This window comes from Pauljensenia sp. UMB3104 (assembly GCF_030217285.1).
Classification (GTDB): domain Bacteria; phylum Actinomycetota; class Actinomycetes; order Actinomycetales; family Actinomycetaceae; genus Pauljensenia.
Window position 1 is genome coordinate 1 of the sequence record NZ_JASONN010000009.1, and the last position, 24818, is coordinate 24818.

General features: G+C 68.0%; 22 protein-coding genes, 1 tRNA gene and 1 pseudogene. 8 read left to right on the top strand and 16 right to left on the bottom strand.

Annotated elements, in window-relative coordinates; all coding sequences use genetic code 11:
- Positions 1–308, bottom strand: a pseudogene (locus tag QP415_RS05960) (ISL3 family transposase); the annotation flags it as partial.
- Positions 309–672: 364 nt separating this feature from the next.
- Here QP415_RS05960 and QP415_RS05965 point away from each other — a divergent pair.
- From QP415_RS05965 to QP415_RS05980, 4 genes are all read left to right on the top strand, one after another.
- The gene (locus tag QP415_RS05965; protein ID WP_285099358.1) at positions 673–2343 is read left to right on the top strand and encodes an ATP-binding cassette domain-containing protein; all 1671 of its coding nucleotides are present in this window, start codon (positions 673–675) and stop codon (positions 2341–2343) included.
- Between the two features lie 92 nt (positions 2344–2435).
- The gene (locus QP415_RS05970; RefSeq protein ID WP_016460511.1) at positions 2436–2888 is read left to right on the top strand and encodes a phage holin family protein; all 453 of its coding nucleotides are present in this window, start codon (positions 2436–2438) and stop codon (positions 2886–2888) included.
- Entirely contained in the window at positions 2885–3325 is a 441-nt protein-coding gene (locus tag QP415_RS05975) for a DUF3618 domain-containing protein (RefSeq protein WP_285099360.1), read from the top strand. Before QP415_RS05970 ends, QP415_RS05975 begins: the two co-directional genes overlap by 4 nt.
- Before the next feature lie 234 nt (positions 3326–3559).
- A complete protein-coding gene (locus QP415_RS05980; protein WP_285099362.1) occupies positions 3560–3838 on the top strand; it encodes a DUF3073 domain-containing protein in 279 nt (92 codons plus the stop codon).
- Between the two features lie 227 nt (positions 3839–4065).
- On the opposite strand, the gene purM is transcribed toward QP415_RS05980, so the two are convergent.
- Both purM and purF read right to left on the bottom strand, forming a co-directional pair.
- The gene (gene purM, locus QP415_RS05985) at positions 4066–5226 is read right to left on the bottom strand and encodes a phosphoribosylformylglycinamidine cyclo-ligase (protein WP_285099364.1); all 1161 of its coding nucleotides are present in this window, start codon (positions 5224–5226) and stop codon (positions 4066–4068) included.
- A 96-nt stretch (positions 5227–5322) separates the two neighbouring features.
- Positions 5323–6891 (bottom strand): amidophosphoribosyltransferase, encoded by a 1569-nt coding sequence (purF, locus tag QP415_RS05990; RefSeq protein ID WP_285099366.1) that lies wholly within the window; start codon positions 6889–6891, stop codon positions 5323–5325.
- Between the two features lie 176 nt (positions 6892–7067).
- Between purF and QP415_RS05995 the strand changes: the two genes are divergently transcribed.
- A complete protein-coding gene (locus tag QP415_RS05995) occupies positions 7068–9590 on the top strand; it encodes a (Fe-S)-binding protein (protein WP_285099368.1) in 2523 nt (840 codons plus the stop codon).
- Positions 9591–9722: 132 nt separating this feature from the next.
- Here the strand turns inward: QP415_RS05995 and QP415_RS06000 are convergent, their stop codons facing one another.
- From QP415_RS06000 to QP415_RS06020, 5 genes are all read right to left on the bottom strand, one after another.
- The gene (locus tag QP415_RS06000) at positions 9723–9935 is read right to left on the bottom strand and encodes a TOBE domain-containing protein (protein ID WP_016460517.1); all 213 of its coding nucleotides are present in this window, start codon (positions 9933–9935) and stop codon (positions 9723–9725) included.
- 78 nt (positions 9936–10013) lie between these two features.
- Positions 10014–11624 (bottom strand): hypothetical protein, encoded by a 1611-nt coding sequence (locus QP415_RS06005; RefSeq protein ID WP_285099370.1) that lies wholly within the window; start codon positions 11622–11624, stop codon positions 10014–10016.
- A 6-nt stretch (positions 11625–11630) separates the two neighbouring features.
- A complete protein-coding gene (gene dcd / locus QP415_RS06010) occupies positions 11631–12212 on the bottom strand; it encodes a dCTP deaminase (protein ID WP_016460519.1) in 582 nt (193 codons plus the stop codon).
- A 46-nt stretch (positions 12213–12258) separates the two neighbouring features.
- The gene (locus tag QP415_RS06015) at positions 12259–12966 is read right to left on the bottom strand and encodes a TM2 domain-containing protein (protein ID WP_285099372.1); all 708 of its coding nucleotides are present in this window, start codon (positions 12964–12966) and stop codon (positions 12259–12261) included.
- A 268-nt stretch (positions 12967–13234) separates the two neighbouring features.
- Positions 13235–13549: an NINE protein gene (locus QP415_RS06020; RefSeq protein WP_048677412.1), complete on the bottom strand. Its 315-nt coding sequence runs from the start codon at positions 13547–13549 to the stop codon at positions 13235–13237.
- 256 nt (positions 13550–13805) lie between these two features.
- Here QP415_RS06020 and QP415_RS06025 point away from each other — a divergent pair, with 256 nt between their 5' ends.
- On the top strand, positions 13806–14642 hold the full coding sequence (locus QP415_RS06025; protein WP_048677431.1) for a base excision DNA repair protein: 837 nt from the start codon (positions 13806–13808) through the stop codon (positions 14640–14642).
- 82 nt (positions 14643–14724) lie between these two features.
- Here QP415_RS06025 and QP415_RS06030 read toward each other — a convergent pair whose 3' ends face one another.
- The 3 genes from QP415_RS06030 to QP415_RS06040 are packed head-to-tail and all read right to left on the bottom strand — an operon-like array spanning position 14725 to position 18031.
- Complete coding sequence (locus QP415_RS06030; RefSeq protein ID WP_285099373.1) at positions 14725–16065, bottom strand: ABC transporter permease; 1341 nt, start codon at positions 16063–16065, stop codon at positions 14725–14727.
- Positions 16062–16949: an ABC transporter ATP-binding protein gene (locus tag QP415_RS06035; protein WP_285099375.1), complete on the bottom strand. Its 888-nt coding sequence runs from the start codon at positions 16947–16949 to the stop codon at positions 16062–16064. Before QP415_RS06035 ends, QP415_RS06030 begins: the two co-directional genes overlap by 4 nt.
- Positions 16946–18031, bottom strand: a complete 1086-nt coding sequence (locus QP415_RS06040; RefSeq protein WP_285099376.1) for an efflux RND transporter periplasmic adaptor subunit — start codon at positions 18029–18031, stop codon at positions 16946–16948. Before QP415_RS06040 ends, QP415_RS06035 begins: the two co-directional genes overlap by 4 nt.
- Before the next feature lie 162 nt (positions 18032–18193).
- Between QP415_RS06040 and QP415_RS06045 the strand changes: the two genes are divergently transcribed.
- On the top strand, positions 18194–18805 hold the full coding sequence (locus tag QP415_RS06045) for a GNAT family N-acetyltransferase (protein ID WP_285099432.1): 612 nt from the start codon (positions 18194–18196) through the stop codon (positions 18803–18805).
- A 110-nt stretch (positions 18806–18915) separates the two neighbouring features.
- Here QP415_RS06045 and trxA read toward each other — a convergent pair whose 3' ends face one another.
- From trxA to QP415_RS06060, 3 genes are all read right to left on the bottom strand, one after another.
- Entirely contained in the window at positions 18916–19281 is a 366-nt protein-coding gene (gene trxA, locus QP415_RS06050; RefSeq protein WP_016460527.1) for a thioredoxin, read from the bottom strand.
- A gap of 96 nt (positions 19282–19377) precedes the next feature.
- Positions 19378–20016: a TetR/AcrR family transcriptional regulator gene (locus QP415_RS06055; RefSeq protein WP_016460528.1), complete on the bottom strand. Its 639-nt coding sequence runs from the start codon at positions 20014–20016 to the stop codon at positions 19378–19380.
- Between the two features lie 65 nt (positions 20017–20081).
- Positions 20082–20501 (bottom strand): (deoxy)nucleoside triphosphate pyrophosphohydrolase, encoded by a 420-nt coding sequence (locus QP415_RS06060; protein ID WP_285099378.1) that lies wholly within the window; start codon positions 20499–20501, stop codon positions 20082–20084.
- 359 nt (positions 20502–20860) lie between these two features.
- Here QP415_RS06060 and QP415_RS06065 point away from each other — a divergent pair.
- Positions 20861–20934 (top strand) — tRNA-Gly (locus QP415_RS06065).
- A gap of 1256 nt (positions 20935–22190) precedes the next feature.
- Here the strand turns inward: QP415_RS06065 and QP415_RS06070 are convergent.
- Complete coding sequence (locus QP415_RS06070) at positions 22191–23237, bottom strand: aspartate-semialdehyde dehydrogenase (RefSeq protein WP_285099380.1); 1047 nt, start codon at positions 23235–23237, stop codon at positions 22191–22193.
- A gap of 143 nt (positions 23238–23380) precedes the next feature.
- Positions 23381–24697 carry an aspartate kinase gene (locus QP415_RS06075; protein WP_016460534.1) on the bottom strand — a complete coding sequence of 439 codons (1317 nt, stop codon included), beginning with the start codon at positions 24695–24697 and terminating at the stop codon, positions 23381–23383.
- Positions 24698–24818 lie beyond the last annotated feature (121 nt).

Consider the following 24818-nt stretch of genomic DNA (forward strand, 5'->3'; position numbering starts at 1 on the left):
CGCGGATCGGCTGCTTGGCTCATATCCTGACGCCACACGTGAGCGCACTCCTGGCACCGGTAGCGGCGCACGCTCACGTGCAAGATCGTGGGGCGCCACCCGTAAGGATCGTGCGCCAAGCGCCTGATCACCGTGTCACGCGACTCGCCCTGGCATCCGCAGCGTTGGCACCACCGATCCTCAGCAACAATGCGGCATGCCAACACTGCATGGTCTGGCCACATGTGCTGGCCGGTCACTTCCAGGCCCAGGTCATCCAGGCGCGTGAACGCGCTCAGGTCAGGGCGATCAAAGGTAGTATTGGCCATGTCGAGGTCTTTCGGATGGACGGTGTAGGAATCTCCATCATCGAAAGACCTCGACCCCTACCCGGCCACGACACGCCGAACCCCACCGAACACCCCTACACCCTCAAATGCGAAGAGCCCCATAACACGCATAGAAACACACATCGGATAACTTCAAGCGATAGAAGCAAAATTCCAAAATACAAGGAAAAGCAATCTCGACAGGGAAAACAACCTCCTGATGCACTACACGGGATCATCCCCTGCCGGGGAACACCGCGACCGGGGTCGCGTCGAGCGCTCGCAGGACCTCACAAACGTATCACCCCACCCACTTCCGCGTGCCATGGCGACACAAGTGGCACGATCCTGAAACAATGGGGGCATGTCGAATGACCCGCGTGAAAACCTGCACGGTTCGGATAGCCAGGAGCTGGCCGACGTGACGGCCGCCGCCGAGCAAGCCGCCGAGCAAGCTGGCGAGCAAGCCGCCATGCACATGGCTACCTCGCAGACGCCCGCCCAGTCGATGGCGGACGCGCTCGCCGAGATGTCCACCCCGTCGTTCGAGGAGACGCTCAGCGCCCTCGACGAGGTCGGCGCACCCTCCGAGCAGGAAGCAGCGGCCACGCTCGCCGAGGACGGCGCACTGGACCCGCAGGAAACCCTCGTCTCCGACGGCCCCATCCTCCCGACCGGCACGGCCGAGGCAACCCCCGCCTCGTTCACCACCAACGCACCCCAGCAGGCAGCACCCCAGCAGTCCGCCCAGGAGCTCACGCCCGCCAACAGCGCCAACACCGCAGCAAGCAACGCCACCGGCAACGACCTCGTCGTCGCCGCACCCGTGCACCTGCCGCCCGCCGAGCCTCGCCCCTGGTACCGCTCGCGTCGTTCCTTCTCCGCGAAGGGCCGCGGCGGCCGCGTCCAGGTCGCCGGCCTGGGCATCACCTACACGGATCACGGGTCGGGCGCAGTCCTCCTGGCAAACATCGACCTGGGCTTCCGCGCGCGCTCGCTGAGCGCGATCCTGGATCCGACGGGCCGCCGCGCCCGCGCCCTTTTCCTGATCCTCGCGGGCCTCGAGGAGCCGCAGGCGGGCCGCATCGTCGCCGCGCCCTCACGCTCGCTGGCGGCGCGCCTCGCGGGCCGCATCGGCTCGGTCGCGCTGATCCGCGCGGACTCCCCGCTGGATGAGTCCCTGACGATCCGCCAGAACATCCTGGCCCCCCTGTCCGCGACGGGTTCCGTCGCCGACTGGGACAACCTTGTGGGCGCCCTGCAGATCACGGGCCTCGCCCAGCGCGTCGAACTCCACCCCTCCGAGCTTTCCGAGTGGGAGCGCTTCAAGGCCCTCATCGCCCGCGCGATCGTGTCCGGCGCGGAGGTCTTCCTCGTCGAAGATCCGATCACCCTGCCCGCCGCCGCCCGCACGGAACTCGGCCCCCTCCTGCGCGCCCTCGCGGACGCGGGCTGCGCGGTCGTCCTCGCAACCCCGAACCCCGAGGTCGCCGCCGCCACCGACCGCGCGATCCTCCTGACGAACGGCCGCGTCGCCCTCGACGCGCCCGGTCCCTCCGTCGCGCTCATCAACGCGTCCCTAGAAGCCAACCCCGAGGACCCGAAGGCCCTCCTCGGCCCGATCCCCTCGGCGCTTCCCTCCTCCTTCGACGAGGTCATCTCCCCCACCGGGTCCTCCTCGGCCCCCGCGTGGCACCCGCTCGGCGCCAACGAGGCCGGGGCACAGCCCGCGAACGCGCAACAGGCATCCGCACCCGAGGAAACCCCCACGATTGGGACGGCCGACCACGCCGAGGCGGCCCTCGACGCGGCGACCACCCGTGTGGAGACAGCGCCCGCGCAGGCAAGCCAGGCAAGCCAGGCAACGCAGGTGCCCCAGGCCTCGCCCGAGCCCCGCACCGAGACCGCGATGCGCGGCATTCCCGTCGTCGACACCGAGGACCCGGCCATGGCCGAGCCCGAGGTCTCCGACCTGGTCGTGCGCGCCCGTAAGATCCTCTCCGATCTGCCCGGTTCGATCGCCCCGCAGGAGTAACGGACCGGTCACTGCGAGCCGACCTCCTTCATGAGAGACTAGGCGTATCAGGCGAGGCGCCGCCTCGCTCACCCGCACGCGCAGGAGCACCCATGACTCAGCCCACCCCCCAGCCCGGGCAGTACCCGCCGCCGCCCGTCAACACCGCGCAGGCCGCAGGCGAGGCCCGCCCCAGCATCGGCGCCCTCTTCGCGTCCGTGACCGGCCAGATCTCCGGGATCATTCGCGGCGAGATCGAGCTCAACAAGGCGAAGCTGCGCACCTTCGCAGCCAAGAGCGGTAAGGGCATCGCCCTCCTCGTGGCCGCCGCAGTCTTCGCGCTCTACCTGCTCGGCTGGACGCTGCACACCGCCGAGATCGCGCTCGCGCTCGTCCTGCCCGCGTGGGCGGCGTCGCTCATCATCGTCGGCGTCCTCCTCCTGATCGTCCTGATCCTCGCCCTCGTCGGCGCCCGCTCCCTCAAGAGCGCGCAGGCGCACCGCCCGGACCCTGCCGCGTCGGTCGCCGCCACCAAGGAAGCCATCGAGAAGGGACTGGGCAAGTGAGCACGAACCTCGATCCGCGCAACGTGACCGTCGGCGAATCCGCCCCCGCGTCCACCTCCTCGGAGCCGCGCACGGAGGCCCAGATCGCGGCCGACCTCGAGCGCCAGCGCGCCGAACTGGCCGCCACGATCGACCAGCTGTACGCGCGCGTCCAGCCCGCCGCCCTCGCCCAGGAGGCGAAGGACGAGGCCAGCGCCCGTTTCGCTTCCTTCAAAGAGTCGGCGTCGCTGACTCTGCAGGACGCGGCCGGCGGCAACGCCGAGGCCCTGAAAAAGGTCGGCGTCGTCGCCCTGTCCGCGATCGGCACCATCGGCGTGATCATCCTGCTGGCGACCCGCTCCTCGCGTCGTTCGCGTCGCGAGGCCCGCCGCGCAGCCCGCGAGGCCGCCGCACACACGCTCGCGGCCCTCAAGTCCGACGTGACCGAGGCGCTGTAAGCACCAACTGACGCGAACCGGCGTAACTCCGGCCACACCGGCCGTGGGTTGCGCCGGTTACATTTCCCCGTTTTCGTGGGCTTTCACGGGCCGAGTGCCGCTCAGCTGAGCGCGCAAAACACGATCCAAGGTGAGGTCAAGGCCCGTCTTTAGCTATGATGGTCCCACGAAACATTTTGAACACCCAGGGAACCGCTCTACGCGGACCCGAACGACGCGGAGGGGGTCGACGCCATGGGGCGCGGCCGTCAAAAGGCTAAGCAGATGAAAGTCGCTCGGAAGCTGAAGTATTTCAGCCCCGACACCGACCTAAACGCACTCCAGCGCGAGCTGGCGGATGAGGACTCGTACCTGGCACACGCGCCGGCGGACGAACCCGAAGAGGACGATGCGATCGACGACGACCTCTACTCGAAATACGCCGACTTCGCCGAGATTCCCGCAGAAGATGACGACATCGACCCGAAGCAGCTCGATGAGTCCTTCTGGACGGGTGGATCCTCCACTAAGTAACGGCTCAGCCACACGGCGGACCGAGAACCGGTCCGCCGCTTTGGCGTACCCGAAACACGTTTTCTCATCACCGCTGGTTTATTGAGGGCCACCGAGGTTTCGCACGCGCATCCGCCCATCCACACGCCCGCACGTAATAAGGGGTCGAGGCCCGCAGGCCTCGACCCCTCACGCGCATTCAGAGCGGGCGCGCCGTTCAGCGAAGCTCAGCTCAGCTCACGCAACGCTCAACCCACGCGGTACTCGCCGTGCAGCAGCACGGCGCCCGCCTGGACGCCCTTCGTGCCGGAGATGAGGCGCACGCCGGAGGAATCGGCGCTCAGGTCGGAGACCGACCCGAAACCGGCAACCGTGCCGTCGGCGCCGGCCGACGTGACGGAGCCCAGGACCCACGCGGCCACCCCGGCCTCGTTGATCGCGGATTGGACCTCGGAGGCGACGGACGCGGAGACGACGGCGACCATGCCGACGCCCAGGTTCAGGGAGTCCTCCATGCCGACCCAGGTGACGTCGCCGCCGCGGCGCACCCAGTCGAACACGGCGGGGACGGTCCACGTGGAGCGGTCAACGGTCGCCACCGCGCCGACAGGCAGGACGCGCGACAGGTTCGCGGCCAGGCCACCGCCGGTCACGTGCGAGTAGGCGTGAATGCCGCCGACGCCGAAGCGCTCGACCAGGTCGAGGCACAGGCGCGTGTACAGGCGCGTGGGCTCGAGGAGTTCCTCGCCGAGGGTGCGGCCGAACTCGGCGACGTGGGAATCCAGCGACGCGCCCACGCGGGAGACGACGGAACGCACCAGCGAGTAGCCGTTGGAGTGCAGGCCCGAGGAGGCCATGGCGATGACGACGTCGCCGTCGGTCACGCGCTCGGGGCCGAGCAGCTTGGAGGCGTCCACGACGCCGGTCGCAGCGCCCGCGATGTCGTAGTCATCCGGCTCCATGACGCCCGGGTGCTCCGCGGTTTCGCCGCCGATGAGGGGCGTGCCCGTGGCCTCGCAGGCGCGTGCGATGCCGGTGACGATGGAGGCGATGCGCTCGGGGACGACGTGCCCGCAGGCGATGTAGTCGGTCATGAGGACCGGGCGCGCGCCGATCACGACGATGTCGTCGACGACCATGCCGACCAGGTCCTGGCCGATCGTGTCGTGCACGTCCATGGCCTGCGCGATCGCGATCTTGGTGCCGACGCCGTCCGTGGAGGTCGCGAGCAGCGGCTTCTCCATGCCCAGCAGCGCCGAGGCGTCCACCATGCCGGCGAATCCGCCGGTCGCGCCCAGCACGGTGGAGTCGTGGGTGGCGGCGACGGCGCTCTTCATCAGCTCGACGGCGCGGTCGCCCGCCGCCGTGTCAACGCCGGCGGTCGCGTAGTCCAGGGGGGTGTCGGTCATGGGTGGTACCTTTCGCAGGTGGCGCTCGACGAGGCCGTGTCGGGTGGTCGGGGTGAGAACAACGCCCGCGGTGCTGGTGCGCCGCGGGCGTAGGGGTTAGCAGGGGGTGGCGTCGGGGGTTCCGGGCACGGGCGTGCCGGCGGGGATCGTCTCCGGGTATTCGCCGGTGAAGCAGCCGAGGCACAGGGACGTGCCCTGTCCGGTGGCCGCGACCATGCCGTCGATCGACAGGTACGCCAGGGAGTCGGCACCGATCGAGTCGCGGACCTGCTCGACGCTCATGGACGAGGCGATGAGCTCGGCCCGGGTCGGGAAATCGATACCGAAGAAGCACGGCCACAGCACCGGCGGGGACGAGATGCGCACGTGCACCTCCGCGGCCCCGGCCTCGCGCAGCATCTTGACGAGCGCGCGCTGCGTGTTACCGCGCACGATCGAGTCGTCGATGACGACGAGGCGCTTGCCTTCGATGACCTCGCGCAGGGGGTTGAGCTTGAGGCGGATACCGAGCTGGCGCAGGGACTGCGTGGGCTGGATGAAGGTGCGGCCCACGTACGCGTTCTTGACCAGGCCCTGGGCGAAGGGGATCCCGGACTCCTGCGCGTAGCCGATCGCGGCGGGCGTACCCGAGTCGGGCGTGGGGATCACCAGGTCGGCCTCGATGGGGTTTTCGCGCGCGAGGGCGGCGCCCATCTCGTGGCGCGCGGCCACGATGCGGCGCCCGCCGATGGTCGTGTCGGGGCGTGCCAGGTAGACGTACTCGAAGACGCAGGTGTTGGAGCGGCGCACGGCGAAGCGGCGCGAGTGCACGCCCGAGGCGTCGATCGAGATGAGTTCGCCGGGCTCAACCTCGCGCACGAAGGTCGCGCCACACAGGTCCAGGGCGGCGGTCTCGGAGGCGACGACCCAGCCGGAGGCGAGGCGGCCGAGCACGAGCGGACGGTAGCCGTGCGGGTCACGCGCCGCGTACAGCGTGTGCTCGTCCATGAAGACCAGCGAGAACGCGCCCTTGATGCGCGGCAGGACCTTCAGGGCGGCGCCGACGAGGGGCGCGGGCTCCAGGTCGTCCACCGACGAGGCCGGGGCGGCCTCGTCCGCGCCGGTGTGCCCGGGCGTGACGGACGGGGACGCGATGAAGGGGGTCGGCCCCGGGATGCGGTCGGCCATGCCCAAAAGCGCGGTCACGAGGGAGGTGTCGGTGGATGCCCCGCGTTCGAAGTCCTCGCCGTCATCGGCGATCTCGGAGGCCAGCTCGCGCAGCTCGACCGTGTTGGTGAGGTTGCCGTTGTGGGCCAGGGCGAGGGTGCCCGTGGGGGTGGGGCCCAGCGTCGGCTGGGCGTTGCGCCACACGTCCGCGCCGGTCGTCGCGTAGCGGACGTGGCCCAGCGCGATGTGGCCGCGCAGGCCTTGGAGGGACTGCTCGGAGAACACCTGCGACACGAGGCCCTGATCCTTATACACGAGGATCTGCTTGCCATTCGATGTCGCAATACCGGCGCTCTGTTGGCCGCGGTGTTGCAAGGCGTAGAGGGAGAAGTAGGTCAGGCGGGAAACATCCTCGCCCGGGGCCCACACCCCGAAGACGCCGCAGTGATCGTGCGGGTGATCGTCTCCGAAGAGTTCCTGGTCGGACAGTGTCAAGTCTGGCTGCGAGACGGGAAGCACGCTCTCACTCTCCCATACTTTTCCCCTCCTCGTGGCATATATCCACGTTGTGGCGCGCACACGCGGGCCCAGCAAACACGACGCGCAGCGCGTAATTGCGCACGCTTTGCGGGGCAGAGTCGGTCTCCTCATGGTCGAGATGACACAATGGAGTGCAGCAATCTTGAGGAGGAAACGTGGCCAATCCGACGCTGAGCGCCATCATGTGGGGACTCGCCCTGCTGGTGAGCGCCCTGGCCGTCCTGTCGTTCGCGCGAGGCCTGACGCACATGTGGCGCACGGTCTGCGCGGGCACGCCCGACCCGGGGCGCCTGACCCCCGTGGGCAAGCGCCTCTGGGGCGTCATCTCTGCAGCCCTCACCCACCGTGAGTTTAAGGGGCGCCCGTGGATCAAGGCCGCCCACTGGCTGGTCATGGTCTCCTTCCCGATCCTCTTCCTCACCCTGGTCACCGGGTACGCCCAGCTGCGCGTCCAGACCTTCACGCTGCCCCTCCTCGGGCATTTCGCGCCGTGGGAGTGGCTCACCGAGGTCTTCGCGTGGGGCGGCCTGGTTGGCATCATCCTTCTGATGGTCGTGCGCCAGCGCGCCGGGCGTGGCACGGCCGCCGAGGCGGCCCTCTCGAACGACGATCCCGATGCCGCTGCTGCCGCGGCCGACCCCGAAGGTACCCCGCCCTCGTCCCTGGCCAAGCCCCACCCCCGCGACTCCTCCCCGCGCGGCCTGGCCTCCCGTTTCCTGGGTTCGACCCGCTGGCAGGCGCTCTTCGTCGAGTGGGTCATCCTCATCGTGTGCGCGTGCGTCGTGGCCCTGCGCGGCCTCGAATACGCGCTGTTCAGCCTCACGCCGGGCCTGGAGACCCACGCGACCGCCCTGCACTTCCCGCTCACCGCCTGGCTCGGCGCGCTCTTCGCGGCCGCAGCCTCCTCCTCGTCCGCCTCGCTCGCGAACGCGATCGTGCTGGTCAGCGCCCTCAAGGTCATCACCTCCATGGCCTGGCTGACGGTCGTCGGCATCCAGACCGGCATGGGCGTCGCCTGGCACCGCTTCGTCGCGATCCTCAACCTGTACACGCGCCGCAACGCCAACGGCACGAAGTCCCTGGGACCGGCCGACCACATGCTGATCGACGGCAAGCCGGTCACCAGCGAGGACGACTTCGACGACCTCCCCGAAGACACGGTCCTCGGTGTGGGCACGATCGACGACTTCTCGTGGAAGGCCCGCCTGGACCTGTACTCGTGCACCGAGTGCGGCCGCTGCCAGGAGCTGTGCCCCGCGTGGAACACCCAGAAGCCCCTCTCCCCCAAGCTGCTCATCATGGGCCTGCGCGACCACATGGAGTCCGCCTCCAACGTGCAGATCGTCGAGCAGGAGGAGGGCCACCAGAAGCTCGAGGACGGCGAGGTCCTCCTCGACAAGGGCGTGCCGGCCTCGCCCCACTCTTTCGACCTGGTGTCCGCCCTGTCCCTGTCGGGCGCAACCGGGCCCGAGGGCGTCTCCGCGGTGACCGCTCCCCTGGTCCCCGAGGTCGTCTCCGAAGAGGTCCTGTGGGACTGCACGAACTGCGGCGCCTGCGTCGAGCAGTGCCCCGTCGACATCGAACACATCGACCACATCCTCGACCTGCGCCGCCACCAGGTCCTCATGGAGGGCGCGTTCCCCCGCGAGCTGGGCCGCGCGTTCCGCGGCATGGAATCCAAGGCGAACCCCTACAACCAGCCCGCCCGCAAGCGCATGGACTGGGCGAAGAAGCTGGACTTCGACATCCCCATCGTCGGCGAGGACATCGAGGACGCCTCCGAGGTTGACTACCTGTTCTGGGTGGGCTGCGCGGGTGCCTACGACGACACGGCGAAGAAGACCAGCGCCGCCGTCGCCGAGCTGCTGCACACGGCGGGCGTGTCCTTCGCGGTCCTCGGCTCGGGCGAGTCCTGCACGGGCGATCCGGCCCGCCGCGCCGGCAACGAGGCGCTCTTCCAGATGCTGGCCGCCCAGGCGATCGACACGCTCAAGGAAGCCAAGCCCCAGAAGATCGTCGTCTCCTGCGCGCACTGCTTCAACACGATCGCCGGCGAGTACCCGGAGCTGGGCGGCTCCTTCGACGTCGTCCATCACACGCAGCTCCTCAACCGCCTCGTGCGCGACGGCCTCCTCACGCCGGTGGCCCCCACTTCCGCTGCATCTACGGGCGCGGACTCCACGGACGAGGCCGGGGCGGCCTCCTCGGACACGGCACCCTCCACGGGCGCTCCCTGGGTCGGTGCGCCCCTGAAGGTCACCTACCACGACGCGTGCTTCCTGGGACGCCACAACAAGATTTACTCCCCGCCGCGCGAGCTCGTGGGCTCCCTGCCGAACGTGGAGCTCGTCGAGATGCCGCGCAATCGCGACCGCGCGATGTGCTGCGGCGCGGGCGGCGCGCACGCCTGGTTCGAGGAGACGCGCGGGACCCGCATCGCGGACGCCCGCATCGTCGAGGCCGCGTCCACGGGTGCGGACGTCGTCGCGACGGCATGCCCCTTCTGCTCCCAGATGCTCGGCTCCGCCTCGGGCACGTCGGCCGGCTTCGTCTCCTCCGACTCCGCCGATCAGGGCTCCTCGAGCGCCGAGGGGGCCACGGCCTCGCCCGGCGGGAAGCTTCCCGAGGTGCGCGACGTGGCCGTCATGCTGCTCGAATCCGTCAAGCGCGGGCAGTAGCGCACGCGCGCACGCCGAGCAACACAGCGCGCACATCGCGCGCCCACGCATCACCTATCGCGCGCAAGCACCGCAAACAAAGGGGCGGCCCCGCAGGAAAACCTGCTGGGCCGCCCGTCAACCTCAGAACAATCAGTCCTCGACGCCAACGATGACGTTGGAAGCCTTGATGACGGCGACGGCCTTGGAGCCGACGGTCAGGCCGAGCTCCTCGATGGCAGAGTTCGTGATCGACGAGGAGATGACCAGGCCGGGGGCCACCTCGATCTTGACGATGCCGTTCACGGCGCCCTCGGAGACCTCAACGACGGTGCCGGGGAGCTGGTTGCGTGCGGAGAGCTTCATGGTGTGCCCTTTCGTTCATAGTGGTTTGCAAACATACTTACCCTAGCGGGCGCGCGGCGCTCCTTCTACGGATGCGACCTATTCCTGGTCCTCCGGGGAGATTTCCTCGAGGCCGACGAGGAAGCCATCCTCGTCGACGACGTTGCCGCCCACGAGGGTTGCGATCATGCCGGCGGCCTTCTCCACGTCCTGCGTGGAACGCAGACGCTCGAGGCGCGCGGTGCGGCTCATCGCCCCCGCTCCGGGCGTCGGCGCGGACGTGGGTAGCCAGCGCACCTGGTATTCGATGATGGCCCCGGCCGTCCACGGCTCCCAGCGCAGCACACGCGGAGGCGTGGGGACGGCGTGGACCTCGATCATCATGTCGGAGCGGTGCCCGATCGGGCTCATGAGGGCGTACCCGTCGACGACCTGCGGCTGGTCGCGCTGGGCCTCGAGCTCCTCGCGCGCCTTCGCGATCTTGGACGCAATGTCTTTGCGAACCGGGCCGAGCTCAGCCTTCAGCTTCTCGATCTGCGCGATCTGCGCGGGGGTGAGCGGCGGGGGCTTGGGGGCCTCGGGCGCGATGTCGCGCGCGTCCTTCATCTGTTCGAACCCGGCGCGCTCACGCATCGCGGAGAGCAGGTCCTCGGGATTAATCCAGCGCGGCGAGTACACCGTCAGATTCACGGCCGAGTCGGCGTCGGGGACCATGACGTAGCCGCTGCCCGCGATGCGCAGGCCGCCGGCGAGGCGGCGGGCCATGCGGCGCAGCGCCTCGAGCACGCGATACTCCAGACCGGTGGGCAGGCCCTCGGGGAAGGCCTTGTCCCACTCGCCCATGACGCCGTTATTCTGCTGGCGGGCGTGCGCCTGCGGGCAGCGCAGGACCCACGCGTTCGCGAGCGAGGCCGGGGTACCCAGCGCTGCGCGCGTCGGCTGGTCGAGCGCCCACGGCCCCTCCAGCTCAGCCTCGGAGGACAGGCGCAGGCGTCCCGGGGCGATCCAACCGGCCTCGTCCCACATGGAAATCGCGAGCGCCTCCAGTTCGGCGGGATCGACCGCGTCGGAGACGAGGAAAAGATGATGGGCGCGCGCGTCCTCCAGGTCGATGACGCCGGCGGGTTCACTCACCTCAATGGCGGCGGCGATCGGGACGGCGGCCTCGGCGCTCGTGACCTCGCCGTCGGCCGCGATCTGGAACGCCGCGTCCGTTGAGGTCATCGTCGCCAGCCCGACGTTCGTCTGGGTGAGCGGATTGTCCGTCGCGCTCATCGGCGTCGGATCCGCGAAGGAATGAGGGGTGGCCGCCATGCGTTCCTTGAGGGAACGCCTCACCGGCGAGGCCTGGGGGGCCTCGTCCCTGTTGGTGACCTGCTCGGCGCGCGGAGTCATGCCGGGCAGCGCGACGCCCTGAATGACACCCGTGCGCGTCTGGCTCGGAGCCACGGGCGGAATGCCAACCTCCGCCTCGCGGCGGCTGCTTCCCTGCGGGGCAGCGTGCGCCTGCGGGACTCCCATGACGGGCGTCGGCGCGGGCGGCTCCGGCAGAGGCGGCACCTGAAGATCCGCGGGCTCGGGAGCGGGAGGCTCGGGCAGGTCGGCGGGATCCGGCGCAGGCGGATAGCTCATCTCGCGAGCCGCGCGCTCGGCACGCTCGGCGCGCATGCGTTCACGCCGGGACGGCAGCGGAGGGGGAAGGGCCGACATTGAGGCTTACCGTTCGATGCGCGTACGCGTGAAACGCTCGTGGGTGCGCGACGGCGTCGGGCCGCGCTGGCCCTGGTAGTGAGAGCCGAGGCCCTGGGAGCCGTAGGGGTGCTCGGCCGGGGAGGACAGGTCAAAGAAGCACAGCTGCCCGATCTTCATACCGGGGTAAAGCAGGATCGGCATCGTCGCCGTGTTCGACAGCTCGAGGGTCACGTGACCGGAGAAACCGGGGTCGATGAAGCCCGCCGTCGAGTGCGTGAGCAAGCCGAGGCGGCCCAGCGAGGACTTACCCTCCAGGCGCGCCGCAATGTCATCACCCAGGGTGACGAGCTCGTAGGTGGCTCCCAGGACAAACTCGCCGGGGTGCAGGACGAAAGGCTGGTCGGGGCCCACGTCCACCAGGTGAGTGAGGTCCGACTGATCCGCCGCAGGATCAATCACCGGGTAGCGGTGGTTGTCGAAGAGGCGGAACAGGCGATCCAGGCGCACGTCAATGCTGGCCGGCTGAACCAAATCGCGGTCCAGCGGGTCGAGCTGGATACGCCCGGAGTCCAGGGAGGCTTTGATGTCGCGGTCACTGAGCAGCATGACACGATTGTCGCACACTCAGCGCCGCGACAACAGCCTCAGCGAATCACTGGAGGGGCTGACCCTGCGCGTCGTAGGCGTAGGAGCCGGAGTGGGCCAGGATCAAGACGAACTCGATGAGCGCCCAGATGGCGGCGATGGGCGCACCGATCATGGTGATCGTCAGAATCAGCTGAAAGACACCCTTAGCGGTGTAGCCCAGGTAGAAGTTGTGAATGCCCAGGGCACCCAGGAAGAACGCCAGGAGCAGGGCGACGATCCACTGCTTGGGGGCGCCGACGACGGGCTGCCCGAACGCGGGCTGGGCGTAACCGGACTGTCCGTACGCCTGCTGGCCGCCGGCGTAAGCGGCCTGCTCGTAGCCGGGCTGCGCGCCATAGCCAGGCTGCGCACCTTCGGGCGCACCGTAGGGGGCCTGGTTCGCGGCGGCCTCGGGGCCCGCCTGGGCGGACGTAGCGTCGTAGGCGGTGCCGTAGGTAGTCGAGCCGGGCGTCGCTGTCGCCTCGTCGAAGGAGGGGGCCGAGGCCTGGGGGAAGGACGGCGCCTCGGGCGCGGGGACGGCGTCGGGGGCCGCAGCAGTATCGGGCGCGGGAACCGCGTCGAACGCCGGAACCTCGGGGACCGGGATCTCGCCAGCAGCGTCAACCGCAGGAGCGTCGGGAATCGAGAAGTCGGCCGAGGGGACCTCGGGGGCGGGAACCTTCGCGGGATCCTCAGGGGAGAAGGGGGTGGCCTGCGGGTCGGGCGTCGTCATGGGTGAGCCTTTCGGTTGTCGTGGGGGGCCGCGGACGGCCGTACTGACATAGCCTAGCGTGCTCACACCCTCGTGCGAGAGTCGCGTCCACCCCGAAACGCCCCTGATTGATCCCGGAGGCCGCGAAGCCGTGCCGTGGTTCCTCGTCCTGAAATGATCGCTCTCACCCTCGAGAGCGCGTTCCGCCACTGAAAAGACGTGGGGCCCGGCATCAAGCCGGGCCCCACGGGGTAGTCTGACGCGCGCATCACGCGCGGAGCGCAGGTGCTCAGACGGTGGGAACGCCGTTGGCGTCCTTCTCGTAGATCCACTTGCCCATGAAGGTCATGATGGCCACGACGAGCAGAACGACCGACCAAACGTAGCTGAGCAGCGTGATGATGTTCGAGAGGAAGCCGAGATCCAGGAAGCCCAGCACCAAGATCGCCACGGAGATGACGATCTTGTAGATGCCGTACTGGGTGTAGCCGAGGTAGAAGTCACCGACGCCGAAGCCGCCGAGGAACAGGTTGAGAAGGCCGGCGACCACGCGGGACTTGCCCTGGACGGGAGCGTTGTAGCCGGGCTGCTGAGGAGCGGACATGTTGTCTCCTATGTGTTGATGGCCCCTGGGACAGGGGTGCTTTCTGAAAACACGGTCAGACTACCGAAGCATTCATATTTTGTACAACACCCTCCCCTTTTTATGTCAGGGATCACAGGTTAATTTTTTTCGTTCGTCGCATTGCAACTTTCTTCCATAGACTGACTGGGTGTTCACAAATCCGACGGCCGAGGCCTCGCGATCACTCCTGATCGACCTGCCCCACTGGTTCGCCGCACATCAGCGAGACCTACCCATGCGCGCGCAGGACGTCTCCGACTGGGGGACCCTCGTCTTTGAAATCATGAGCCAGCAGACCCCCATCTCACGGGTCCAGCCAATCTGGCTTGAGTGGATGGAGCGCTGGCCTACCCCCGCCGATCTCGCCGCCGCATCCTCGGCAGACATCATTGTCGCCTGGGCAAACCTCGGATACCCCTCCCGCGCCCTGCGCCTCAAGGCCTGCGCGACCGCGATCGTCGAGAAGCACGACGGCGAGGTCCCGCTCACCATGAAGGAACTCACCCTGCTGCCGGGCGTCGGCACCTACACCGCCAGCGCTCTCCTCGCGTTCCGACACGGAATCCGCGTGCCCGTCCTGGACACGAACGTGCGTCGCGTGCTGGTCAGATTTCTCGATGGCCGGGAGTTCCCGCCCCACTCCACGCCCTCAAAAGCGGAAACGACCCGCGCCGAAGCCCTCCTCCCAGAAAATGGACACGCCGCCGCCGACGTCAGTTTGTCGCTCATGGAATTCGGCGCCCTCGTGTGCACCCAGCTGAGCCCCTCGTGCGACGAGTGCGCGATCCACGCGAATTGCTCGTGGGCCGCCGCCGGATACCCCAAGGACGAGAAGCGACCCACGCCCCAGCCCTACGTCGGCACCGACCGCCAGGCGCGCGGCCGCATCATGAAAGCCCTGCGCACCGCCCACTTCGAAGGCAAGGAAGGGCTCACCAAACGCCGAGTCCTCGACGTCGCCCGCATCGATGGCGGCGACCGCTACCAGCCCTCACGCGTGTACCGCGCCCTCCTCAAAGACGGCATGATCGTCTACGACGAGGACACGAAGCGCGTCACGCTCCCCCGCTAACACTCTCAGCACGAGGCCGGGGCCGGGGACCCTTCACCCGAGGAACGCGGCCCCGGGAGGCACCCACGGCCTCGTCGATCAGTCAGTAGCGGATCGCGTCGATCGGCTTGATGCGCACGGCCGCGAGCGCCGGGATAATCCCGCACAGGGCGCCGATGCTCGTGGAGATGGCGACGCCCGCGATGGCGGCGCCGGCCGGGAAGGCCGGAGTGTCGCTAAGCGTGACGCCGAGGGCCTCGAGGGGCAGGAAGCGAACGACGACGACCGCGATACCCACGCCGATCACACCGGCGACGAAGGTCGCGACGACGGACTCCATGAAGACGGCGAAGAAGACGCGCGCCGCGGAGGCGCCGACGGCCCGCCGGATGCCGATCTCGCGCACGCGCTGGCGCACGGTCACGATGGCGACGTTGAGCAGGCCCAGGGCGCCCAGGAACACGATGATGCCGCCGATGACCATGATGACGTTGGAGATCGTGCCGAGCTGCTCCTCGCCGATGTCCTCGTGCTCGCCGCCGGAGACGGACACCCGCCAGCCCTCGCCGAGGATCGAGGCCAGGGCGCGCGGCAGGTTCTCGCGAGCCTGGTCGGCGTTCTCGGTGCCCACCCACGCGATCATGGCCTGGGAGGTCATCTGCGGGAAGGACACGCGCGCCGCGTCGTAGTGCGCGAACACGGTCGGCATGTCGTAGGAGCTCTTCGACTTGGTGACGCCTACGACGCGCATCGCGACGCCGTCGCTCGTGTGCAGAACGATCGGCACCTGGTCGATGGGGGCACGCCCCAGCTGATCCCAGAGGGACTGCGAGATGACGACGGGAATCAGGCGCTGGTCGGCGTCGCTGCTCTCGACCCAGCGTCCCGCCAGCATGCGGGTGCGGTAGATGACCGCGTAGGAGGGGTCCACGCCCTGGAACGCGACGCCGTCGATCATCTCGCCGACCTTGGTCAGGGGGTAGCCGCGGAATTGTCCGCTGGCCCTGGCCTGGCGGGCTTCGACGATCTCTCCACCCCCGCTGGAAAAGCGCGACCAGTAGTGAATGTCCGTCTTGTCGGCCAGGGTGGCCATGGCCTCCCCGATCGTGTCCTTCTCGTCGGGGCGCTTGGCATTCTGCTCGCCACTCGACGAGGCATCGGCTCCCGTCCCGGACACATCTTGGTACGGGCCGCTGCCTGATGGCCCCTCCGGCGAGGCCGAGGAGCTTTCGGGGGTCAGGCGCAAGGTGACGGAGCGTCCCTCGTAGAGTTCCGCCAACTCGCGCGAGGACTGCAGGAGCAGGTCACCGAGCGCAATGACGATCGTCATGGCGGCCACGGCCGCGACCACGCCCACGAGGGAGAGGACGACGCGCGCCTTCTGCACCTTCACCTCGCCCCAGGCCTCGATGAGCGCACCGAGAATCTGGCTGACAGCGTTCACTGTTCCCCCTCCCGCGGTCTCGCCGGGTCCGAGGCCCGCTCGTCCTCGTGGGTCCCCGTACCCTCATCAGTCCGCACACCCTCGCCGCTCTGCGCTCCCTCGTCGTCGGCGGGCGCCGGCGGGGGTTCCGGTATCGCATTGCGCGCCCCGGCCTCGTCGCCCGAGTGCCCGGCCTCCGCGCGCTGCGTGAGCGCAGACGCGTCCTCGACCTCGTGCAGCGTGCCGTCGTAGAGCTCGTAGGCGCGCTGGGCTCGCGCGGCCACCGCCATGTCGTGCGTGATGACGATGAGCGCGGCGTTGGACTCGCGGGCGACCTCCTCGAGGAGGGCCATGACGACGCGGCCCGTGTCCGGATCGAGGGCGCCCGTCGGCTCGTCGGCGAGGATCACGCGCGGGCGGCGCACGAGGGCGCGCGCGATCGCGATGCGCTGCTGCTCGCCGCCACTCATCTCGCCCGGGTAGGAGTCGGCGCGATCGGCCAGCCCTACGCGCTCCAGCATGTCGAGCGCGATCGAGCGCCTGCGCAACAGCTGCGGGCCGGGGGCGTACAGGAGGGGAACCTCGACGTTCTCGGCCGCCGTGCGCGCCGAAAAGATGTTGAACTGCTGGAACACGAAGCCGAAGTCTTCTCCGCGCATGCGCGCGCGGCGCCCCTCCCCCAGGCGCGTCGTATCCACGCCGTCCAGCTCGTAGATGCCCGAGGTCGGGGCGTCCAACAGGCCGATGATGTTCAGCATCGTAGATTTGCCGGTGCCCGAGCGACCCACGATGGACACGTGCTCACCCTCGGCGACATCCAGATTGACACCGCGCAGAATGTGCAGATCCTCCCCGTCAGGCAGGGTCACCGTGCGGGTCACGTCCCGCAGGCACACGAGACTCATTGCGCGCCCACCCCGCCGTTCGAGCCGCCCGCGCCGCCAGCCCGACCGGAGTCCGCACCGCCCAAGGGACCGTCCTGGTCGCCCTGATCGTCCTTGTTCGAGGTCGGGGTGAACTCGAGGATCTCCTCGCCCTCCGTCAATCCCTCCTTCACCTCGACCATCTTGCCGTCGGTGATACCCAGGGTGACGGCGCGCTTGTCAGGCTTCGTCGGGTCGGCGGTCGGCAGGTAGACGTAGCCGGACTGGTAGCGCCCCTCGACCGCGGAGATCGGCACCGCGAGGACGCCCGTCGCCGAGCCGGCCGTCATCTCAAGGGTCACCTGAAGGCCCGCGAACACCGTCTGATCTGCGGGGATCGCGCAGCGGGCCTTCAGGTCCGTCGAGGACGAGGTGCCGTTATCGGACCCCGCGTTCGCCTTCGGATCCTGCTGCTTGCCGGTCGGACTCACCAGCTTGACACCCGAGCACTCAAAGGGCGCAGGACCGTTCTTGATAGTGACGGTCGCCGTCGAGGGCGCGTCCTGCAGGCGGTACATCTGGTCCGCGCTCAGGGAAGCGACCGCGGAGAAAGTCGACGGGGCAACGGTCGCAACCGTGTCGCCGATCGCGAACTGCTGGCCGACGAGCACACTCGTCGACACCGTCCCATCACCGGGCGACACGACCGTCTCATACTTGTACGTCGGATCGGCGGTCTCGACGCTCACGTTGCCGTCCTCGTCGGTGACCTGACGGGTTTCGCCGGGGATTTCCTTGCGGATCTGGACGAGGGAGTCACCCTTGGATACCTTGTCGCCATCGTTGACGAAGGTGCGCACGACATTGCCGTCCAGGGTCGCTCGGGCGACGACCGGCTCGTCCGCCTGGATCGTCCCCGTGACGCTCACTGTGTTCGTGATGTCGGCGCGGCCCACCTCGGTCGTCATCTGCCCGAAGCTGCCGCCCGGGTCCATCCCGTCGCTGCTCTCGTCCGCCTGAGCGGCCGGGAAGAACGCGAACTTCACCAAGGAGATAGCGATAACTACCCAGGCCAGAACCTTGACAACGTCGAGCACCTGGGCGGTGCGGGTCTTGTGTGCCACGTGCGTCTCCTTCGATGAACGGCGTTGCTCAATTGTAAGGTGCGCCTCATTCAAGCAGCAAGGTTTCCCGCTTCTTATCAGGGTTTTCTCAGGGGCGGTTCCACCGTTTGGGCGGCCCGCTTCCATCCCCCTACGATGGGAACAAACCGACGAAAGGCCGCCATGATTCGCCGTGCCACACCCACAGACGCCGAGGCACTCTCCCACCTCTCGCGCACCTGCTTCACGCAGACCTTCGGGCACCTCTACGCACCCTCCGACCTCGAGGCCTTCCTCGACGAGGCCTACTCCCCCACCGTCCTGCGCACCGAGCTCAACGACCCCGAGCGCGCGACATGGCTCCTCTTCGACGAGCCAGTTGACGAGGCCAGGGCGACGCTCTCCTCCGACGACCTCCCGGGCACGCCCGAACCCAGAGACGAGGCCCCGACCTCGTCCGTCTCACAAGCCCCCATCGGCTACGTGACCGCATGCCCGGCGCACCTGCCCCACCCCGACGTCGCACCCGGCGACGGCGAGGTTCAGCGCCTCTACATCCTGCAGGGACACCAGGGCGGGGGCCGCGGGACCGCGCTGCTGCGCACCGCGCTGGACTGGCTCGAGCGCGACGGACCGCGCACGATCTGGATCGGCGTGTGGAGCGAAAACTACGGGGCGCAGCGGTTTTATGCGCGCCACGGCTTCGAGATCGTCGGCGACTACTCCTTCATGGTGGGCGACCACGCCGACCACGAACTCATCACGCGCCGCCTCCCGCGAGCGATCACTGCGTGAGCGGCGCGTGAGTGACGCGTGATTGGCGCGCGAGTGGCGCACGCACCAACGCTCATAGACGAAAGGGCCCCGAGGCGTCATACCTCGGGGCCCTCCCCACGTTGTGTCGCTCAGGCCTGCTCGGACTCGGCGATCTTCTTGCGCACGTCATCCATGTCCAGGTTCTGGATCTGCGAAATCAGATCCTCGAGCGCGGACAGCGGCAGAGCGCCGGACTGGCGGAACACCGCGATGCCGTCGCGGAACGCCATGAGGGTCGGGATCGACGTGATCTGCGCGGCCATCGCCAGCTGCTGCTGATCATCCGTGTCGATCTTGCCGAACACGATGTCCGGGTACTTCTCGGAAGCCTCTTCGAAGATGGGGCCAAACTGGCGGCACGGGCCGCACCAAGTCGCCCAGAAATCCACCAGCACAATGCCGCCGGCGGACACGGTCTGCTCGAAGTTCTCCTGCGTGAGAGTAACGGTAGCCATGATTCTCCTGTTGTCGCCGGCTAACCCGACGGTGGTCGAGGCGCAGGCTTGATGCCCACGCGTGAACTGTCTTATTCAACGGGCGCGGCGCGCCCACTATTCCCCTGAGGGAAGATCCGCGGTCGTGACGTGGCGCACGTTCTCCTCCGAGGCGCCCAAGCCTCGCAAAATGAACGTCTCCACCAGCGTGAGCGCAGACTCGCGATGCTCCGGATCCTGCGGCAGACGCTGCCCCTGCAGCGTCGCGTGAATCAGGTGAACCGCACCGAGCGTATTCTGCTGAGCGATCAGCCCACGCTCCATGGCCTCGTCGAGGATGCCGATGAGGACCTCACCCACAACACCCGCATGATCATGCAGGTGCGAGGCGCCCTGGCCGGACATGTGGCGGCGCAGACTCATGCCAGCCTTCACGTGGTAGCGGCCGATCATCTGCAGATGCGAGCGAATGTAGATACGCAGGCGCATGAGGGGATCCGGCTCGGCTTCGAGGCGCTGAGTCAGCACACGCGCAAACTCTCCCGTGACCTCGCGCATGTAGGCGAGCAGGAGCACCTCCTTATCCGCGAAGTGGTTGTAAACCGCCGTGCGGCCAACACCCGCACGCTCCGCAATCTGGCTCATCGTGATCGACTCGAAGGACTGCTCGCCCATGAGCGACCCCAGGGCCTCGAACAGGCGCGTGCGAGTCAGCTCGCGGTGAGAGGCAAGGGACTCCCCAATAATCTTCGGCATGCGCTTATTCTGACATCTTTCCCCTTAGTGTCGTCAAATTATGGCTGCGCGCCGGTTGCCCGTCCTCAGCGAGCGCAGCGGGCGACCACGGCCTCGACGATGGGGAAGTCTGCGACGATCCACGGCAGGTCACCCAGGTCCGCGAGAGGCACCCACCGGGCCTCAAGGTGCGACGCGCCCACGCGCGGCTCTTGCGAGTTCGATGCAACCTCAGCGAGCCACACGCCCATAACGCGTCCACCCAGGATCGGCCACCACTGGCCGCCCTCCGGGCACACGCGTTCACCCATGGTGAGGCGCGCGCCGAGCTCCTCCTCAATTTCGCGCGCGAGGGCTTGTACTGGATCCTCATTATCCTCGACCTTGCCGCCGGGTAGCTCGAACTGGCCGCGCAGCTCCTGCGGGTAGGTGCGCGAACAGGCGAGCAGCTTCGTGGGCGCACTCAGCGAATCGACGATCGCGGCGGCCACCACGGGACGAGGCATGGGAACTCCAATCAGTCAGGCGAGCCCAGTGTATCTGGAGGGAGAGCGCACGCCGGTTCTGGACGGCAGACGCCAGCGGCGTGCACCTGGCGGCGCCTGTTCCTTATCTTCCTTATCGAACCTGCAAGTGGCGTCAGTTGCGCATATATCCATACACCCGCTACCGTTCCTAGCCTCCCCATATCCCAACCGCCACCAGCTTGCGCAGGTTGCACAGCTGTCCACACGCCAGACCTGCCACGACACTCCGCCAGCACCCAGCCTCCAAGCGCCCCACCTCAAACTCCAGCGGCGCCAGTTGCGCGCCCATCCGGCGTGACGATATGATCGACGGGTCGATTCCTTCGGGACGATGAATTGCGGGCGTAGTTCATCGGTAGAATGGAAGCTTCCCAAGCTTCAGAGGCGGGTTCGATTCCCGTCGCCCGCTCCACCACCGCCCGGCTACACGCCGGGCGGTTATGTTGTGCCTCCGCGACAGGCACGCCTGGCCAGCCACGCACTCTTCTACCTTCCACTCGCGCCCTCACGCAGCCTTGTGGGCGCGCACCCGGTACAAAACTCCCCCAGCACGCGGCCCTCGCGGGCCGAACCGGTACAAAACTCCCCCAGCTCGCAGCCCAGCGGGCGACACCGGTACAAAACTCCCCCAGCACCCCCAAAATGGCCCATTTCAGCACGTTTTACGCCAGCAGGGAGAACTTTATACCGCTCCCACCACCAACAGGTCGAGCAGGGAGAACTTTGTACCGCACGCGGGGCCGATGCCGGTACAAAACTCTCCCAGCACGCAGCCCAGCGGGCAACACCGGTACAAAACTCTCCCAGCACGCCCGAAATATCCCTTTTCGGCCCATTTTGCGCCAGCAGGGAGAACTTTGTACCGCTTCCACCACCAACAGGTCGAGCAGGGCGAAAAAAGTCACGCACCAACACCCCACCTCACCCACCAATGCGCCCCTCCCTCAATTCCGCATGCAATTCGATTGCGTGAACTTTCAACAAAGCCCAGAAACGTTGCAATTCCAACGATGTGAATTCAAAATTTGAAATAGTCAAAAGGGAATTGCATGCGAAACTGGCGAGACAGGATCAGAGGGCGGCGGCAGGGCCAGGACTAAACAAAAGTCGCACATAATTTCCTACGGTCACTTTTGGAGACCGCCCACAAACGTTGCAATTGCAACGACGCCAATTCATGATTTGAAGTACCTGCGAGGGAATTACGTGCGAAATTGGGTGCGGTCCCAGCGTTGATGGAGACGAGGCCTGGCCGGACAACGAGTCGACGCGCCAGGCTACACCCTGCAACGTAAATGCCGCCGGTGTGGAGGGCGCCGGAGGGACCTGCCGCGGTGCCGGAGGGACCGGTGGGCCTGGCCGCAGTGCTGGTGGGCGGTGGCGGGGCCGGAGGGCCTGGCTGCGGTGCCCGTGGGCGGCGGCGGGGCCTGGCCGGGCCTCGAGATCGACCACTCCGAGCGAAGCTCGCGGCGCGGACGGCTCGCGGGCGGGCCGCCGCCCACCGGCACACACAGCGGCCGGGCCCGACGGCGCCCGGAACACCAGCGGCGCCACAAGCAACGCAAACGCGCGGCAGCCCGCCAGGGCCGCCGCGCGTTCACGCGACTAGATCAGACACTCAACACAATCGAGAGTGCAAGCACTCAGCACGGTCGAGAACTCAAGCACTCAGCGCAGTCGCTGGGCCACCACCTCGGCGACCTGGACCGCGTTGAGAGCAGCGCCCTTGCGCAGGTTGTCGCCGGAGACGACCAGGACGAGGCCGCGCTTGCCGTCAACAGCTTGATCCTGGCGGATACGGCCCACGAGGACCTCGTCGCGGCCGGCGGCCTCGAGCGGGGTCGGGACGTCGACGACGCGCACGCCGGGAGCGTCGGCCAGCAGGGCGCGCGCCTGGTCGGGCGTGATGTCGCCGGCGAACTCGGCGTGGATGGTGAGGGTGTGGCCGGTGTAGACGGGGACGCGCACGCACGTGCCGGACACGGCGAGGTCCGGGGTGTGCAGGATGCGGCGCGATTCGTTGCGCAGCTTCTGCTCTTCGTCGGTCTCTTCAGAACCGTCATCGACGATGGAGCCGGCGAGCGGCACGACATCGAAGGCGATGGGAGCAACGTAGACAGCAGGCTCAGGCAGGGTGACTGCGCGGCCATCGAGGGCGAGGCCCGCGAGGTCCTGTTTCACGCCGGCCTCGATCTGGCTGGTCAGCTCGGCGACGCCGGCGCGGCCCGACCCGGAGACGGCCTGGTAGGAGGACACGAAGAGGCGCTTGATGCCGCCGGCAGCCTCGACGAGGGGCTTGAGGACGGGCATGGCGGCCATGGTGGTGCAGTTGGGGTTCGCGATGATGCCCTTGGGGCGGTTGTCGACGTCGTCGGGGTTGACCTCGGAGACGACGAGCGGAACCTCGGGGTCCTTGCGCCACGCGGAGGAGTTGTCGACGACGACCGCGCCGGCGGCCGCGAACTTGGGGGCGTACTCGCGCGAGGCGGTGGCGCCCGCAGAGAACACGGCAATGTCGATGCCGGAGTAGTCGGCCGTCGCAACGTCTTCGACGACGATGTCCTGTCCCTTCCAGGGCAGGGTCTGGCCCGCGGAGCGCGCGGACGAGAAGAAGCGAATCGTCTCGACCAGGAAACCCCGCTCCTCCAGCAGGGTGCGCATGACTCGGCCGACCTGGCCGGTGGCACCGACGACGGCGACATTGAAACCACTCATGGTGTTCTCCTTTGTTGGTGCGCGCGCCCATACGACGGGGCGAACGCTGGGTGAAATCTATGGGGACGAGGCCGGGGCTCGTTCTCAGGTCCCCGGAACCGGGCGGAAATAACGGAGCCGACCCGGGCCTCGTCGATGAACGATCAGCGGCCGGTTCCGCCGTAGACGACGGCCTCGGTTTCGGAGGCGTCGAGGCCGAAGGCAGTGTGGACGGCCTTCACGGCGCGGTCGAGGTCCTCGAGGCGGGTGACCACGGAAATACGGATCTCGGAGGTGGAGATCAGGTCGATGTTGATGCCCGCGTCGGACAGGGCGGAGAAGAGGCGCGCGGAGACACCGGGGTTGGTGCGCATGCCGACGCCGACGAGGCTGAGCTTGCCGATGTTGGGGTTGTAGCGCAGCTCGTTGAAACCGATTTCATCGTGGTGGGCTTCGAGGGCGTCGAGGGCCTTCTGCGCGTCGCCTTCGGGCAGGGTGAAGGTGATGTTGGCCTTCGTGGGGTCGGAGATCGGCAGGTTCTGGACGATCATGTCGATGTTGGCGCCTACCTCGGCGACGACGGCGAAGACGCGGGCGGCGACGCCGGGGCTGTTCGGCACGTCGGTGACGGTGATCTTGTCCTGCGAGCGGTCGTGAGCGATACCGGAGATGACGGGCTTTTCCATGGCGTTTTCCTCTGGGGACTTCAGGGCGGCGTCGGGCACGAGGCCCTTGAGCTCGGGGTTTGCGGGGGAGTCGGAGATCCAGGTGCCGTTCTTTTCGGAGAACGAGGAGCGCACGTGCAGGGGGACCCCGTAGCGGCGGGCGAATTCGACGGCGCGCAGGTGGAGGATCTTGGCGCCGTGTGCGGCCATTTCCAGGGTTTCTTCCTGGGTGAGGGTGCGCAGGCGGTGGGCCTTGGGGACGATGCGCGGGTCGGCGGAGAAGAGGCCGTCGACGTCGGTGTAAATTTCGCACACGTCGGCGTGGAGGGCTGCGGCGAGGGCGACGGCGGTCGTGTCGGAGCCGCCGCGGCCGAGCGTGGTCACGTCGTCGTCTTTGGAGATGCCCTGGAAGCCGGCGACGATGGCGACCTGGCCGTCCTTGACGGCGCGGGCGACGCGCTCGGGGACCATGCCGACAATCTGGGCGGCGCCGAAGTGGCTGTCCGTCTTGATGCCGGCTTGTGCGCCGGTGTAGGCGCGGGCTTCGACGCCGAGCTCGTTGACGGCCATCGCGAGGAGGGCCATGGAGATGCGTTCGCCGGCGGACAGGAGGATGTCCATTTCGCGCTCGGGCGGGTTGTCCGTGAGTGCTGCGGCCGAGTCGAGCAGGTCGTCCGTCGTGTCGCCCATCGCCGATACGACGACGACGACGCGGTGTCCCGCGTTGTGCGTGTCCACGATGCGCTGGGCGACGCGCTTCATGGCTTCGGTGTCGGCGACGGAAGAACCGCCGTACTTTTGCACGATCAGTGCCACTTGAGCCTCATTTCTGTCGGTACGTGCCGATACGCACGTATTCGGGTGGCGCACGCCACCACAACAATCCTACGGCCCACCAGGCATCGCGCTGGGAACGACCGGCATGTGGGCGCGGGTG